Origin of the sequence: Kutzneria sp. CA-103260 (assembly GCF_018263855.1) — a bacterium.
In the GTDB taxonomy this organism is placed as follows: domain Bacteria; phylum Actinomycetota; class Actinomycetes; order Mycobacteriales; family Pseudonocardiaceae; genus Kutzneria.
The window spans coordinates 4,085,779-4,100,614 of the sequence record NZ_CP073318.1 but is presented as its reverse complement, the minus strand read 5'-3'; the positions used below and the strand labels follow the sequence as shown (position 1 = coordinate 4,100,614).

The 14,836-nt window shown below is 70.2% G+C and carries 7 protein-coding genes; 5 read left to right on the top strand and 2 right to left on the bottom strand.

Features of this window, described 5'->3' with window-relative positions; translation table 11 throughout:
- The first annotated feature begins 1 nt into the window (after position 1).
- Positions 2-1,684: a phytoene desaturase family protein gene (locus JJ691_RS17480; RefSeq protein WP_249227999.1), complete on the top strand. Its 1,683-nt coding sequence runs from the start codon at positions 2-4 to the stop codon at positions 1,682-1,684.
- Positions 1,685-1,749: 65 nt separating this feature from the next.
- A complete protein-coding gene (locus JJ691_RS17475; RefSeq protein ID WP_211769809.1) occupies positions 1,750-2,904 on the top strand; it encodes a class I SAM-dependent methyltransferase in 1,155 nt (384 codons plus the stop codon).
- Positions 2,905-2,975: 71 nt separating this feature from the next.
- On the opposite strand, the gene JJ691_RS17470 is transcribed toward JJ691_RS17475, so the two are convergent.
- Positions 2,976-3,974, bottom strand: coding sequence for a hypothetical protein (locus JJ691_RS17470; RefSeq protein ID WP_249227998.1), 999 nt, complete (start codon positions 3,972-3,974; stop codon positions 2,976-2,978).
- 190 nt (positions 3,975-4,164) lie between these two features.
- Between JJ691_RS17470 and JJ691_RS17465 the strand changes: the two genes are divergently transcribed.
- From JJ691_RS17465 to JJ691_RS17455, 3 genes are all read left to right on the top strand, one after another.
- Complete coding sequence (locus JJ691_RS17465; protein WP_211769808.1) at positions 4,165-4,791, top strand: sensor domain-containing protein; 627 nt, start codon at positions 4,165-4,167, stop codon at positions 4,789-4,791.
- A 456-nt stretch (positions 4,792-5,247) separates the two neighbouring features.
- Complete coding sequence (locus JJ691_RS17460; protein ID WP_211769807.1) at positions 5,248-12,279, top strand: amino acid adenylation domain-containing protein; 7,032 nt, start codon at positions 5,248-5,250, stop codon at positions 12,277-12,279.
- A 51-nt stretch (positions 12,280-12,330) separates the two neighbouring features.
- A complete protein-coding gene (locus tag JJ691_RS17455; RefSeq protein ID WP_211769806.1) occupies positions 12,331-12,765 on the top strand; it encodes a GNAT family N-acetyltransferase in 435 nt (144 codons plus the stop codon).
- Here the strand turns inward: JJ691_RS17455 and JJ691_RS17450 are convergent.
- Positions 12,758-14,629: a LamG-like jellyroll fold domain-containing protein gene (locus JJ691_RS17450; protein ID WP_249227997.1), complete on the bottom strand. Its 1,872-nt coding sequence runs from the start codon at positions 14,627-14,629 to the stop codon at positions 12,758-12,760. The genes JJ691_RS17455 and JJ691_RS17450 overlap by 8 nt on opposite strands.
- Positions 14,630-14,836: the final 207 nt, after the last annotated feature.

Sequence of the window (14,836 nt, the reverse complement as noted above, 5' to 3'; positions counted from 1 at the left end):
CGTGATCACTCGCGGGGAAGCCGAGAACTGGGACGCGGTCGTGGTCGGCGCCGGGTTCGGCGGGCTGGTGTGCGCCGCCTACCTGGCCGTCAGCGGCTACAAGGTCGTGGTGTTCGAGCACCACGACGTGGCGGGTGGCAACGGGCACACCTTCCGTCGCCGCCGGGCCTACGAGTTCGACGTGGGCGTGCACTACCTGGGCGACTGCGGGCCGGACGGGCTCATCCCGGGGATTCTCTCCGGGCTGGGCCTGGCCGAGCGGGTGCGGTTCCTGGAGATGGACCCGGACGGGTTCGACCGGATCCAGCTGCCCACCGTCACGGTGGACGTGCCGGCTGGCTGGGACCGCTACCGGGACCGGCTGGTGGCCGCGCTGCCGGCCGACGCCCACGGCATCGACACCTATGTACGCATCGGCCGGGAAGTCTGCGACCTGCAACGGTCCGGCCTGTTGCGCAGTGAAGGACTTGGCCAGCAGTCCCGGGAAAGCCTGGAGCTGATGGTCATGGCCCGGGGCAGCCTTGCCGCGCTGTTCGACCACTGTGGACTGTCCACGAGGGCCAGAACGGTGCTCGCCGGGCAGTCGGCCAACTACGGCGCGGCACCGGACCAGGTCACTGTGTCCACGCACTTGAGCATGGTCGACCACTACCTGCGCGGCGCCTACTACCCGGAAGGCGGCGGCCAGGCGTTGGTCGCCGCGCTGGTCGAGGTGATCGAGGCGCACGGCGGCAGCCTGCGCACCCGCAAGCGGGTCGAGCGGATCACCATCGAGGACGGCAAGACCACGGGCGTGCAGCTGGACGACGGCGAAGTGCACACCGCGCCGCTGGTGGTGTCCAATGCGGACTTCCGCCGTACGGTGCTGGATCTGGCCGGCGGTGAGCAGAACTTCCCGGCGGCGCTGGTGCGCAAGACACGGAAGACGCAGATGCGCCTGGCGTTCGCCGTTCTCTATGTGGCACTGGACATCGAGCTCCCCGACCGGCCGAACGCCAACCTGTGGTGGTTCCGGGACGAGGACATCGAGTCCATGTACCGGGAACTGGCCGAGGGCACGCCGAAGGAGATCCGGTCGGCGTTCTGCTCCTTCGCCTCGGTGAAGGAACAGGGCCGGGCCGACGTGTGCCCGCCCGGCCACAGCAACTTCCAGGTGATGACCCTGGCCCGGGCCGACTACCCGGACTGGGGCGTGGCCGGCGGCCCGGCCGACGGGACACGCTACCGGCGCGACCCGGCGTACCAGCGCAGCAAGCAGTGGTGGACCGACGAACTGCTGCGCACCGCGGAGCAGGCTCTCGGCCCGTTCCGCGACCACATCACGCACCTGGAGTTGGGCACGCCGCTAACCCACGAGCGGTACACGCTCTCCAGCGGCGGCACGCCCTACGGGCTGGCGCACTGGGGCGGGTTCGGGGCGCGCCCCGACACCCGAACCGTGGTGGACGGCCTTTATCTGGTCGGTCAGAACACACGCGCCGGGAGCGGGGTCTCCGGCGCGATGATCGGGGGGATCTCCTGCGCCGCACAGATCCTCGGGCGGCCGCTGCTGCCCGAGGTGCTTGGCGGCGCGGTGCTCGCGAACCCGGCCCTGCTGCCCGAGCGGGCGGCCGACTGGGATCCGCTGGCGGTCTCCAGGGGGACCCAGCGGCGCCGGGCCAAGGGCCTGGCGCGGGTGGGATGAGCGCGCTCGCGCGACAGCGGAAACACAACCACGGCAACAACGGTTCAAGAGCGGGGAATCTGGCGATGACTTCCAGTGCGCAGGTGCGGCCGGACGGCGCATCTTTCGAGGACAACACGCTGTTCGGCAACGTGCAGCCGCTTGTCGACACGGCGCTGCTGCCGGCCGGCGACGGGCAGCCCCGGGTGGTGCGCGCCGCGCACCGGCTCTACGAGCACCTGATCAGCCTGTGGGCCCCCGGCGCCATCGAGGCCGCCTTCGACCTCGGCGTGTTCGACGAGCTGGCCAAGGGCCCGGCCACCGCCGACGAGCTGGCCAAGTCCTTGTCCACCAACGCGAAGGCCACCCGCGTCCTGCTGGACGGCCTGAACGCCTACGACCTGCTGGTCCGCACCTGGGACGCCGACGGCACCGTGGTCTACGTGCTGCCCGACGAGGTCCGCGACGTGCTGCGGCCCGACGGTCTGTTCAGCCTGGCCGGCAAGATCGGCTATGACCGCCAGATGGCTTGGGGCGCCTGGCGAAACCTGGCCGAGACGGTGCGCACCGGCGCGCTGGCCGACGACGGATCCCAGCAGCACAACCAGATCTCGGCCTCGGAGTACGAGTCCCTGGTGCGCGGCATCAACTTCTGGGCCCCGCCGGTCGTGCACGCGCTGTCCGCGCAGCTCAAGGAGCACGGCTGGGCCGGCGACAAGACGGCCGGCATGCTCGACGTCGGCTGCGGCACCGGCATCTACAGCCAGCTGCTGCTGCAGCAGTTCGCCGGCCTGACCGCGACCGGCCTGGACGTGGAGCGCATCCTGCCGCTGGCCATCGCCCAGAGCGAGCAGCTGGACGTGGCCGACCGGTTCCACCCGCTGCGCCGCGACTTCTGGCGCGAGGACTGGGGCACCGGCTTCGACCTGGTGCTTTTTGTCAACATCTTCCACCTGCAGACCCCCGAGGACGCCCGCGACCTGGCCATCAAGGCCAACAAGGCGCTGGCCGACGGCGGCCTGGTGGCCATCGTCGACCAGATCGTGGTCGAGGACGAGGTCCAGCAGAACTCCACCCAGAACCGGTTCTTCCGGCTGTTCGCCGCCTCCATGATGGCCACCGGCGGCGGCGACGCGTACACGCTCGACCAGTACGACGAGTGGCTGACCGGGGCCGGCCTGCGCCGGGTCGCCCTGATCGACACCCCGATGCACCGCATCCTGCTCGCCGGCCGCGACTGAGTCGCATGCCCTGGTCGAGCACGCCGAACGGGAGGAACCCGCGTGGTTCCTCCCGTTCGGCGTGCTCGCCGTCAGCGGCTGCTCAGGACCAACTCCCGCTCGGCAATGTGCTCCGGTTCGGCGACCGCGGCTCGCGCCCGGCCCGCGGCCAGCACCGCCCGCCCGCTGATCGTCACCACGACGATCAGCGCCGCCAGCGCGCCCAGCGTCAGCACGTCCGGGTGGATCAGCGACTGGCCGCGCAGCGCCTGCCAGGTGACCAGCGCGATCAGGCCGGCGTAACCCAGAGCGGCGACCATCACCAGGCCGACGCGGACCTTCTCGTCCCGCAGCAGCAGCCAACGCCCGGCCAGCAGGCCCAGCAGCATCGCGAACAGCGGCAGCGCCTGCAGCGCGTGCATGCCGACGAAGTGCGGAATGCGCAGGTCGCCGCCGGTGGTGGACCAGTCGGTGATCGGCATGCCGGGGCCGCCGTCGGGCACGCCGACGCTGTGCCCACCGATCACCGGGGGCTGGCCGCCCTGGTCGAGGACGCGCTGCTGGTCGGGGGTGGGCAGGTTCATCAGCTCGCCGAGGGCCATGCCGATCACCGACAGGCTCAGGCCCAGCCGCAGCGCCCACGCCGTGGAGCGGCGGCCCGGCTTGGCGATCATCACCAGGATGGTGATCACCAGAGTGGCGATCCAGACGAACGCCACCATGAAGCCCATCGCGTTGTAGAACGCGCCGTCCAGCTCGGTGGCGTAGTTGAAGTGGGACATGCGGCCCCGCACGACCTGGGTCAGCAGGATGATCCACTCGCCGCTGGACAGCACCACGATCGCGGTGCCCGACCACCAGCCGACCTTGCGCAGTTTCGGCCGGGAGGCCGGCAGCAGCGAGATCACCCAGGCCAGCGTGACCGTGTACAGCGTGAACGACACGGCGAACTTGAACGGCTTCAACCAGACCGGAGCCCCGACCAGCATTCTCTGGTCGACGACGAGTCCCACCGCGCAGACCGCGATCAACGCGACCATGGCGATCGCGAACACCATCAACGGCCGATGCCAGCGCAGGACGCTCCGCATGGCTGCTCCCTTCCACAGTTCTCGTGTGGTCCTCACCTTGCCGGGTCGGGGGTTGCCGCCACACGGACGCTACGACCCAGATCGATTGGGGGGGTAAACCCCACCACCGTGGGCCCAGACCCACTGACCGGGGCCATGGAGCTCGGGCAGGATCATGGCCAACATCGGTTTCTGGAGGGATCTGAGCATCATGAGGCGCCTGCGTCTGACCGGACTGGCCATCGGACTCTCCGTCGTTTCGGTGCTCGGCTTCGTGCTGGTGACCTGCACCGTGGTCGCCGGCCTGCTGTCGTTCACCGTGCTCGGCGGGTTCCTGTTCCTCGGCCTGGTGGCGGCCCAGCGGCCGTTCACCGACCTGCACCTGCGCAGCGCCGAGAAGGTGCTGGGCCGGAGCATCCCGCGCACCCCGCGCACCCCGACCGAGGGCGGGCCGCTCGCGCGGTTCCTCACGGCCCTGTCGGACACCAGCACCTGGCGGGACATCGCGTTCCTGTTCTTCAACTTCATCAGCGGGATGACCATCCTGCTGGTGCCGGTGGCGCTGTTCCTGCACGGGCTGACCGCGTTGCTGCTGCCCGTGTTCTGGAACACGCTGCCGGTCGGCCGGCACGGCTTCCCGTACATGTCGGGGTTCTGGGTCACCAGCGCCAACGAGGTGCAGGTCGGCCTGGGGCTGGCCGCGGTGTCGTTCCTGCTCTGGTGGATCTTCACGCCGGCCCTGCTGCGGCTGAACGCGCTGATCACCGCGGCGTTGCTGGGCAGCAGCTCGGCGTCCGCCCCGGGGTACGCCGGCCAGCCGCAGGTCGGCGTGCGGTAACCGCCTACACCTCGATCCGCCACGCCCGCTGGCGTGGCGGATTTTGGCTTGTTCTTGTTCGGACACAAGAAAAGGGCGGTGCCGTGGTGGGGGAGTACCACGGCACCGCCGACGTACGGCCTCGGTGGGGACGGGATGAGGCCGGTGGGATGGGGGGAACCGGGCCGGCGGCGCGCACACGCCGCCGTGGTGGGGTGGATCCCGGTTGTGCCCCGCCATCCGAGGCGACAGCGGGAACCGGGGATGGGGTGATTCCCGGCGCCCCGCCGTCCGGTGGGGTGATTCCGGCGAGTGTCGCGCCGCCGGCGGTGTTGGGGGGACATCCGAGTCACCGCCGCCGGGCTCCCCTCCCTGGTACTCGAGGGGTCCTCTCCGGACATGCTCAATTCTGTCCTGCCGGCCATCGGGGGAGCGATGGTGGCAGAACCACGGTCGCGGTGGGGTTAACCCCCGTGCGTGACCACGACACGCAACGTTATGACGAGTGAACGGGTGGGGATCCCTGTGAAGCGTTCGGGGTTGAACGACGTCCTTCCGCTGTCGCCTTTCCAGGAGGGGCTGCTGTTCCACGCGGTGGTCGACCCGCAGGCGGTCGACGTCTACACCGTGCAGCTGGTGCTGGACTTCGACGGCCGGCTGGACGCGGCTCTGCTGCGGGCGAGCGCGCAGGCGTTGCTGGCGCGACATGCCAACCTGCGGGCCGGTTTCCGCTACACCAAGTCCGGCCAGGCCGTGCAGGTCATCCCGGCCGCGGTCACGTTGCCCTGGCAGGAGATCGACCTGTCGGGGCTGCCCTCGGCCGAGCGGGACGCCGAGCTGGAGCGGATCACCGAGGCCGACCGGGTGCAGCGCTTCGACGTGGCCAAACCACCGCTGCTGCGGGCCACCTTGGTTCGACTATCAGCCACCGAGCACCGGTTCCTGTTGAGCAACCACCACATCCTGGCCGACGGCTGGTCGATGTCGGTGCTCGTGCGCGAGCTGTTTGCTTTGTACAACAACAATGACCTGCCGCGGGTGACTCCCTACCGGGACTACCTGTCCTGGCTGGCCAAGCAGGACAAGGCCGCCGGGCTCCAGGCCTGGCGCACGGCCCTGGCCGGCTTCGAGGAGCCGACCCGGGTGGCGCCGGTCAACCCCGACCGGGTGCCGGTGATGCCCGGCAGCGCGATCGTCGAGCTGTCGGAGGAGGTCACGGCCCGGCTCAGCGGCTGGGCGCGGGCCAACGGCCTGACCCTGAACACGGTGGTGCAGGGCTGCTGGGCGATTCTGCTCGGCGTGCTCACCGGGCGGCAGGACGTCGCGTTCGGCGCCACGAATTCCGGTCGTCCGCCGGAGATTCCCGGCATCGAGACCATGGTGGGCCTGTTCATCAACACCGTGCCGGTGCGTATGCGGCTGCGGCCCGGCGATTCGCTGCTGACGGCGCTGACTTCGCTGCAGGACCAGCAGTCGGCGCTGATTCCCCACCAGCACCTGGGCTTGGCCGAGGTGCAGGGTCTGGCTGGTGTGGGCGAGCTGTTCGACACCGTGCTGGTGTTCGAGAACTATCCCTTGGACGCCAGCGGTTTGGACGCGCCGGCCGAGGGGCTGGCCGTGCGCTTCGCCGCCGGCCGCGACGCCAGCCACTATCCGTTGAACCTGCGGGTTTCTCCCGGCAAACGGTTGCAGCTGCGGCTGGAGTACGGGCCGGATCTGTTCAGCGCCGCGGAGGCCACACAGATCGTCAACCGTGTCGTCGGCCTGATGGCCACTGCGGTGGCGGAGCCGGACCGGTTGCTGGGGCGCATTGATGTGCTCGATTCGGCGGAGCGGCGGCAGTTGTTGGTGGAGTGGAACGACTCCGCTCGGGACGGTGGTTTCGAGGGGGTCGTGGAGCGGGTGCGCCGCTGTGACCCGTCCTCGGTTGCCGTGGTGGACGACTTTGGCCCCGTGACTTATGGGTCGTTGGTGCGGCGGGCGAGTCTGGTTTCCCGTGCGGTGGAGCCGGGTTCGTTGGTTGCTGTGCTGTCCGACCGTAGTGCGCGGTTTGTGGCGGCGGTGCTGGGTGTCCTCGGGGCCGGTGGCGCGTATGTGCCGTTCGACCCGAACGCCCCGGTGGCCCGGCTGTCCTCGTTGTTGGAGGACAGTGGCGCCCGGTTGTTGCTGGTGGCACCCGAGTTCGATTCGCTGGCCGCTGAGGTGGTGCCCGCTGATGGTTCCGTTCGCGTGGTTGTGCTGGGCGACGGCGAGGACGACGAGTTGGCGCCGGTTGTCGGTGCCGAGGATGATCTGGCTTATGTGATTTTCACGTCGGGTTCTACCGGCAAGCCCAAGGGTGCGATGGTGCATCGGCGCGGCATGGTCAACCACCTGCTGGCCAAGGCCGAGGACCTTGACGTGGCGGCCGGCGATGTGGTGGTGCAGAACGCGCCCCTGACGTTCGACATCTCGGTGTGGCAGATGCTGTTGCCGCTGATCGTTGGCGGCACTGTGCGGGTTGTCGGTCGTTCCACGGCGTCTGATCCTGATGCCTTGTTCGCGGTGCCGTGCACGGTGTTGGAGGTTGTGCCGTCGTTGCTGCGGGCCGCCTTGGATGGTTGGGATGCCGGTTCTGGTGTGCCGGAGTTGGCCGATCTGCGGTGGTTGGTGGTGACGGGTGAGGCGTTGCCGCCGGATCTGTGTGCCCGGTGGTTCGAGCGTTTCCCGTTGATTCCGCTGGTCAATGCTTATGGGCCCACGGAGTGCTCGGACGACGTGACCCACGCCTTCATCCGCGCCGGCGACTCGCTGAGCGAGGTGCGGGTGCCGATCGGCCGGGTGGTGCGCAACACGCAGTTGTATGTGCTGGGTGACGGCTTGCAGCCGGTGCCGGTGGGGGTTCCCGGTGAGCTCTACGTGGGCGGCACCGGCGTTGGCCGCGGGTATCTGCACAACCCGACCCGGACGGCGATCTCCTTCATGGCCGATCCGTTCTCGGACGTGCCTGGTGCGCGGATGTATCGCACCGGTGACCGGGTTCGGTATCTGCCTGATGGTCAGTTGGAGTTCTTGGAGCGTCGGGACTTCCAGGTGAAGGTGCGGGGCCACCGGATCGAGCTGGGTGAGGTCGAGGCGGCGCTGCGGGCCGTGCCGGGGATCACCGATGTCGCGGTGGACGTGCGCGCCGATTCCGCTGGTCAGAAGCGCCTGGTGGGCTACGTCGTCGGCGCGGTGCAGCCGGCGGTCGTGCGTGACTCGGTGTCGGGCGTGCTGCCCGAGTACATGGTGCCGTCGGTGGTGATGGTCCTCGACGCGCTTCCCCTGACCCCCAACGGCAAGGTCGACCGCAAGGCGCTGCCCATGCCCGAAGCCGTGACCGGTGGTGGCGGGCGTGCGGCTCGGGGCCCGCGCGAAGAGATCCTGTGCGGACTGTTCGCCGAGGTGCTGGGCCTGCCTTCCGTTGGCGTGGCCGAGAGTTTCTTCGAGCTCGGCGGCCACTCGCTGTTGGCGACCCGCCTGGTCAGCCGGGTCCGCTCGGTGCTGGGCGTGGAGCTGGCGGTACGGGCCCTGTTCGACGCGCCGACCGTCGCCGCGTTGGCGCAGCAGCTGGACGCTTCTGACCAGGCCCGACCCACGCTGGCCCCGGTTGAGCGGCCCGAGGTGGTGCCGTTGTCCTTCGCGCAGCGGCGGTTGTGGTTCCTCAACCGCCTCGAAGGCATCAGCTCGGCTTATAACGTCACTGCCGTTATCCGACTCGACGGCGCGGTCAACGAGGAGGCCCTGGCCGCCGCGGTGACCGACGTGGTGGCGCGGCACGAGAGCCTGCGTACGGTCTACCCGGAGATCGACGGTGCCCCGCACCAGCTCGTCCTCGACGCCGCCACCGAGCAGTTCACCCAGGTCGACGTGACCGAGGCCGCGCTGGATTCATGCGTCACCGAGGCTGTGCGCCGAGGCTTCGACCTGTCCGTGGACACCCCGATGCGGGTCACGCTGTGCACTGTGGACAGTGAGCGCCATGTCCTGGTCGTGGTCGTGCACCACATCGCCTCCGACGGCTGGTCGCTCGCCCCGCTGGCCCGCGACCTGTCGCAGGCGTATGCGGCGCGGGTCGGGGGCAGCACGCCGCTGTGGACGCCGTTGCCGGTGCAGTACGCGGACTACACGTTGTGGCAGCACGAGTTGCTGGGCAGCGAGGACGATGCCGAGAGTGTTGTCTCGAAGCAGCTGGAGTTTTGGAAGGGCGCGCTGGCCGATCTGCCCGACCAGCTCGAACTGCCCACCGACCACGCGCGGCCGGCCGTGGCCACCTATCGCGGCTCACGCGTGGCCTTCGACCTGGACGCCGACCTGCACGCCAGGCTGACCAAACTGGCCCGCGCCAACGGGGCCAGCCTGTTCATGGTGCTCCAGGCCGGGTTGGCCGCCCTGCTGTCCAAGCTCGGCGCCGGCGCGGACATCCCTCTCGGCACACCGATCGCCGGCCGCACCGACGACGCCCTCGACGACCTGGTCGGCGTGTTCATCAACACCCTGGTGCTGCGCACCGACGTCTCGGGCGACCCGAGCTTCGCCGATCTGATCGCCCGGGTCCGCGCCACCGACCTGGCCGCCTACGCCCACCAGGACGTGCCGTTCGAGCGGCTGGTGGACGTGCTCAATCCGAGCCGCTCGCTGGCCCGGCAGCCGCTGTTCCAGGTCATGCTGGCCCTGCACAACAACGCCGAGGTGCGCATCGACCTCGGCGGCGTGCGCGGCGAAGTGGTGCCGGCCGATCTCGGCACGGCCCGCTTCGACCTCGCCTTCGAGTTCGCCGAACTGGCCGGCTCCGGTGGTTTGCAGGCAGTGGTCGAGTACAGCACCGACCTGTTCGAGGCCGACACCGTGCGGCGCATGGCCGACCGGCTGGTGTGGGTGCTGCGGGCCATGGTCGCCGACCCCAAGCTGACCGTCAGCCGGCTCGACGTGCTCGCCGAGGACGAGCGCGAACGCCTGCTGCGCACCTGGAACGACACCGCTGTCACCCTGCCCGAGGTCTCGCTGCCCGAGCTGTTGGAAGGAGTCGTCCCAGACTCGGTGGCCGTGGCCTGCCAGGGCACCACGCTGACCTACGCCGTGTTGCACGCCCGGGCGAACCGCTTGGCGCGCCTGCTGATCAGCCACGGCGTCGGCCCGGAGTCCCTGGTCGGCCTGGTGATGCCCCGCACCGCGGACATGGTCGTCGCCCTGCTGGCCGTGCTCAAGACCGGCGGAGCCTACCTGCCCATCGACCCCAACTACCCGTCCGACCGCGTGGCTTACATGCTGGCGGACGCCAACCCGGTCGTCGTGCTCAGTGACTCTACTGTGGACATCGACTGCGCCGCGCCGCGCGTGCTGATGGATCAGGTTGACCTGCAAGGGTTCTCCGACGCCACCATCACCGACGCCGAGCGGACCGCTCCGCGTCACCCGCTCAACCCGGCGTATGTGATCTACACCTCCGGGTCTACCGGCAAGCCCAAGGGCGTCACCGTGCCGGTGCGGGCGTTCATCAACCTGCTGATGGACATGGTGCGCCGCACCGAGATCACCCCGGACGACCGGTTCCTGGCCGTCACCACGCTCGGCTTCGACATCTTCAACCTGGAGATCCTGGTGCCGCTGCTGGTCGGCGCCCGGCTGGTGGTCGCCGGCCGCGACGAAGTGCTCGACCCCGAGGCGCTGGCCCGGCTGTCGGTGGCCAGCGAGGCGACGATCATGCAGGCCACGCCCAGCCTCTGGCACGCCCTGGTCGGCAGCCACCCGGAAAGCCTGCGCCGCCTGCAGGCCCTGATCGGCGGCGAGGCCGTGAGCCGCACCCTGGCCAACTCCCTGGTCGCGGCCGCCGCTGGCGTCACCAACGTCTACGGGCCGACCGAGACCACCATCTGGTCCACCGCCGCCGACCTGACCACCTTGCGGCCCGGCTCGCCGCAGATCGGCAAGCCGCTGGCCAACACCCAGGTGTACGTGCTCGACGGGGCCCTGCGGCCGGTGCCTTCCGGGGTGAACGGCGAGCTGTACATCGCCGGCGACGGCCTGGCACGGGGCTACCTGAACCGGCCGTCGCTGACCGGGTCGCGCTTCGTGGCCAACCCGTTCGGCGGGCCCGGTTCGCGCATGTACCGCACCGGTGACGTGGTGCGCTGGGGATCCGACGGCGAGCTGGAGTACGTCGGCCGCACCGACCACCAGGTCAAGATCCGCGGCTTCCGCATCGAGCTCGGCGAGATCGAGGCCGCCCTGCTGGCCCGGCCCGAGATCACGCAGGCCGCCGTGGTCGTGCGCGAGGACCGGCCGGGGGACAAGCGCCTGGTCGCCTACCTTGTGGCCGCCGAGCTCGGCGACCTGCGCGGGGAGCTGGGCCGGGTGCTGCCCGACTACATGGTGCCGTCGGCGTTCGTGTCCCTGGACGCGCTTCCGTTGACCGCCAACGGAAAACTCGACCGCAAGGCGCTGCCCGTGCCCGACCTCGGGCCGGTGGCCGCCGACGACCGGCCGCGGACCCCGCAGGAATCCATCCTGTGTGGACTGTTCGCCGAGGTGCTGGGCCTGCCCGACGTCGGCGTGCGGGACGGCTTCTTCCAGCTGGGTGGGCATTCCCTGCTGGCCACGCGGTTGATCAGCCGGATTCGGGCCACGCTCAACGTCGAACTGCCGATCCGCGTGCTGTTCGAGGCCCCGAGCGTGTCGGCCCTGGTCGGGCGGCTCGGGGAGCAGGTCGACAACGACGCGTTCGAGACGCTGACCCCGCTCCAGCCCAGCGGCACCCAGACGCCGGTATTCTGTATACACCCGACCGGCTGCATCGCCTGGTCCTACCTCGGGCTGGCCCGCCACCTCGGCCCCGACGTGCCGCTGTACGGATTGCAGGCCCGCGGCATCACCCGGGACGCCGTGTTGCCTTCCGACATCGGGGCCATGGCCGCCGACTACCTGGAGCACATCCAGAAGGTGCAGCCCAGCGGGCCCTACCGGCTGCTCGGCTGGTCCTTCGGCGGCGTCGTGGCGCAGGAGATCGCCGTGCAGCTCCAGGACCGGGGGGAGCGGGTCGAGCTGTTGGCCAGCCTCGACAGCGACCCCCTGCCGGATGGCGACGCCATCCCCGACGACCGTCTGCTGATGGCCAACATCCTGGAGTTCTTCGGCCACCAGCCGGCCCCCGGCGACGCGGAGCCCACCCCGGCCCGGCTCGTCGAGCTGTTCCGGGCCGAGGACAACCCGCTGGCCGTGCTCGACGAACGCCAGATCGCCAACCTGCTCGACGTGTGGCGCAACAACGTCCGGCTGCACCGGGACTTCCAGCCCCGCCGCTTCACCGGCCGGATGGTGCACTTCTCCGCCATCGAGGGCGCGGCCGATCCGTCAGCCGCCGTCCGCCGCTGGGCCCCGCACATCGACGGAACCATCGACGTGCACCCCGTGCCCGCCCATCACGACTACCTGATGGCACCGGAGCCCCTGGCGCACATCGGCCAGGTGCTTGCCCGTCTGCTGTCCGAGTGAGCCCCCGCCGGTGGCGGCCTCCAGGTCGCCACCGGCGCTACGCTCTCGATCATGAGCCTGTCGATCGAGGTGGTCACCGACGTCACCGACGAGGTCCTGTCGGCTTTCTCCCGCCTGCTGCCGCAACTGTCCAGCACTGCCAAGCCCTTGGACCACGCCGCGCTGGCCCGCACCGTGTCGTGCGAGACCAACACCGTGCTCGTCGCCCGTGACGGCTCGGAGATCGTCGGCAGCCTCACCCTGGTGATGTTCCCGCTGCCCACCGGCCTCCGGGCCTGGGTCGAGGACGTCGTCGTCGACCACTCCGCCCGCGGGCGCGGCGTTGGCGCTGCCCTCACGGCCGAGGCCGTCCGCCTCGCCCGCTCCGGCGGCGCACGGACCCTCGACCTCACCACCCGCCCGTCCCGTGAGGCCGCCAACCGGCTGTACGTGCGGGAAGGCTTTCAGCTGCGGGAATCCCAGGTCTACCGGCACCCGCTCACGTGATCATGAACTCCTCGACCCGCAGCGGGCGGTTGACGATGCGCACGTCGCCGAGCCAGCCGTTGAACACCTGGTCGACCTGGCCGGCGTTCTCGTGGCCGCCGAGCAGCCAGTGCTTGGCCAGCGTGGTCAGCCCGACGGCCGGGGTCGAGGGGTTGCGGACCAGCGGGCAGCCGTCCACGTAGAGCACGGTGTGCCGGCCGTCGTTGACCACCGCGACGTGCCACCAGTGGTTCAGCGGCAGCTCGTGGCCCCAGTTGGTGGACGGGCCGTTCTGGTTGAGCGGGTAGACGTTCCACTGGAGTTCGCGGTCGCCGGACAGGGACAGGGTGACCAGCGGCTCCTGCGGATAGTCGGAGGTTTTGCCGGCGTCGGCGGCGCTGCCGCCCCGGGAGACCATGCCCTGCCAGGAGTTGGCGTCGTCGTTGAAGTCGGCCGGGATCTTGAAGAACGCCTCGAACGTGTAGCCGTGGGCGAAGGTCTCCGCGTTGAGCGGGGCCCCGGGCGCGGTCTGCAGGAACGTGCCGTGCACGGCCGGACGTCGGCCGCCGGTGAACCGCAGGCTGCCGTGGCCGGGCTGGTTCGGGTGATGGTCGGCGGTGTAGGTCAGGGCGTTGGCGGCCGTACCCGGCATGGTCTGGACCTGCGCGAGATCGTTGCCCCGCCCCGAAAGATCGGGCGCGGGCCCGGCCGCGGCGCCCTCGGCGTGGCCGTCGAACCGCCAGTACGCCAGCGTGCCCGGCACGACCATCTGCCGGGCCGGGCGCGGCGGCCGCTGCGGCGCGGGGGCGAAGCCGGCGAACCGGGTCGCGAAATCCACCGACAGCGAGAAGTAGTCGACGTCGGTGGACAGCTGGACCTCCTGCGCGGCCAGGAGATTCCGCTGCGCCGCCGGCTGCGCCATGATCCACGGCGACCGCGTCTCCACGTCGATCACGTTGCGGGCCAGGTCGAAGTGGTACAGCCGGATCATGGCCGCGCCGCCGTAGTACCGGTTCTGGTAGTTGGTGATGTGCAGGTGCACGTCGTGGCCGGCGGTGTTGGCCCGCACGGTGCGCCCGGCCGGCCAGTAGTGGCCGTTGAGGGTGAGGAAGACCTGGTCGTTGTCCTTGATCAGCTGGTCCCACAGCTCCTGGCCGTGCTCCGAGAGGTCGGCGGTGCCGTCGTCGTAGGCGCCGACGATCTCGTGCGTGGTCAGGATGACCGGCGAGTGCGGGTGCGCCGCGATCACCTGCCGGGCCCAGGCGATTCCGGCCGCCGACGGCCGCCAGTCCAGCGCCAGCACCAACCACTGCCGACCGGCGGCGCGGAAGGTGTGCCAGGTGTTGTAACCGTCCGGCGTCGCGCCGCCGAAGCTGGGGGAGTGGGCGAATCGCTTGGGCCCGAACGTCTCCAGGTACGGAGTGTCGCCCCGCTGGTCGTCGCCGCTCACGTCGTGGTTGCCGGCCACCACGCTGTAGGCGACGCCCGCGCGGTCCAACCGGTCGAACACGGTCGTTACGGCGGCGAACTCCGACGCGAGACCGTTCTGGGTGATGTCGCCGAGGTGGGCCAGGAACACGATGTTGTCGGTGCTCTGGCCGATCAGGTAGTCGAAGGACGCCGCCAGCGGGGCCGGGTGGATGCGGTCCTGGTCGAACAGGTACTGCGTGTCCGGCATGACAGCCAGCGTGAACCGGGCGCTGTCCGGATCCGGCCGCCAGCCGCGCGAGTTCGTCGAGTTCGATGACTCGTCCGCCGCCGCTGCCAGTGGCCCGCCGGCCAGGCCCACCGCCGCCATCCCGGCTCCGACCACGCCGCCGCGCAGGAAGGACCGCCGGCTCGGCCCGCCCGGATTCGCTTCGGAACGGAACTTGTCCCTGCACATGACGGCTCCCTCGATTGTTCGGAAGGCCGGTATATCCGACCGCGGGGGACCGGCGGGCGAACCCCCGGCCAATACCGGGTGTCACTCGATCTGGTGATTGGTGGCCGCCGGCCGTTGCGGCCGACCCGAGGCGTGGCACGTTAGGCCGAACGGCCCATCGGCGCGCAGCGCGGCGCGCCCTCCTTGACTAGCCAGGGGAATTCACCC

Coding starts and splice junctions, on each gene's coding strand:
- JJ691_RS17455 (WP_211769806.1), top strand. CDS start 12,331: ATGAGCCTGTCGATCGAGGTGGTCACCGACGTCACCGACGAGGTCCTG.
- JJ691_RS17465 (WP_211769808.1), top strand. CDS start 4,165: ATGAGGCGCCTGCGTCTGACCGGACTGGCCATCGGACTCTCCGTCGTT.
- JJ691_RS17470 (WP_249227998.1), bottom strand. CDS start 3,974: ATGCGGAGCGTCCTGCGCTGGCATCGGCCGTTGATGGTGTTCGCGATC.
- JJ691_RS17475 (WP_211769809.1), top strand. CDS start 1,750: ATGACTTCCAGTGCGCAGGTGCGGCCGGACGGCGCATCTTTCGAGGAC.
- JJ691_RS17450 (WP_249227997.1), bottom strand. CDS start 14,629: ATGTGCAGGGACAAGTTCCGTTCCGAAGCGAATCCGGGCGGGCCGAGC.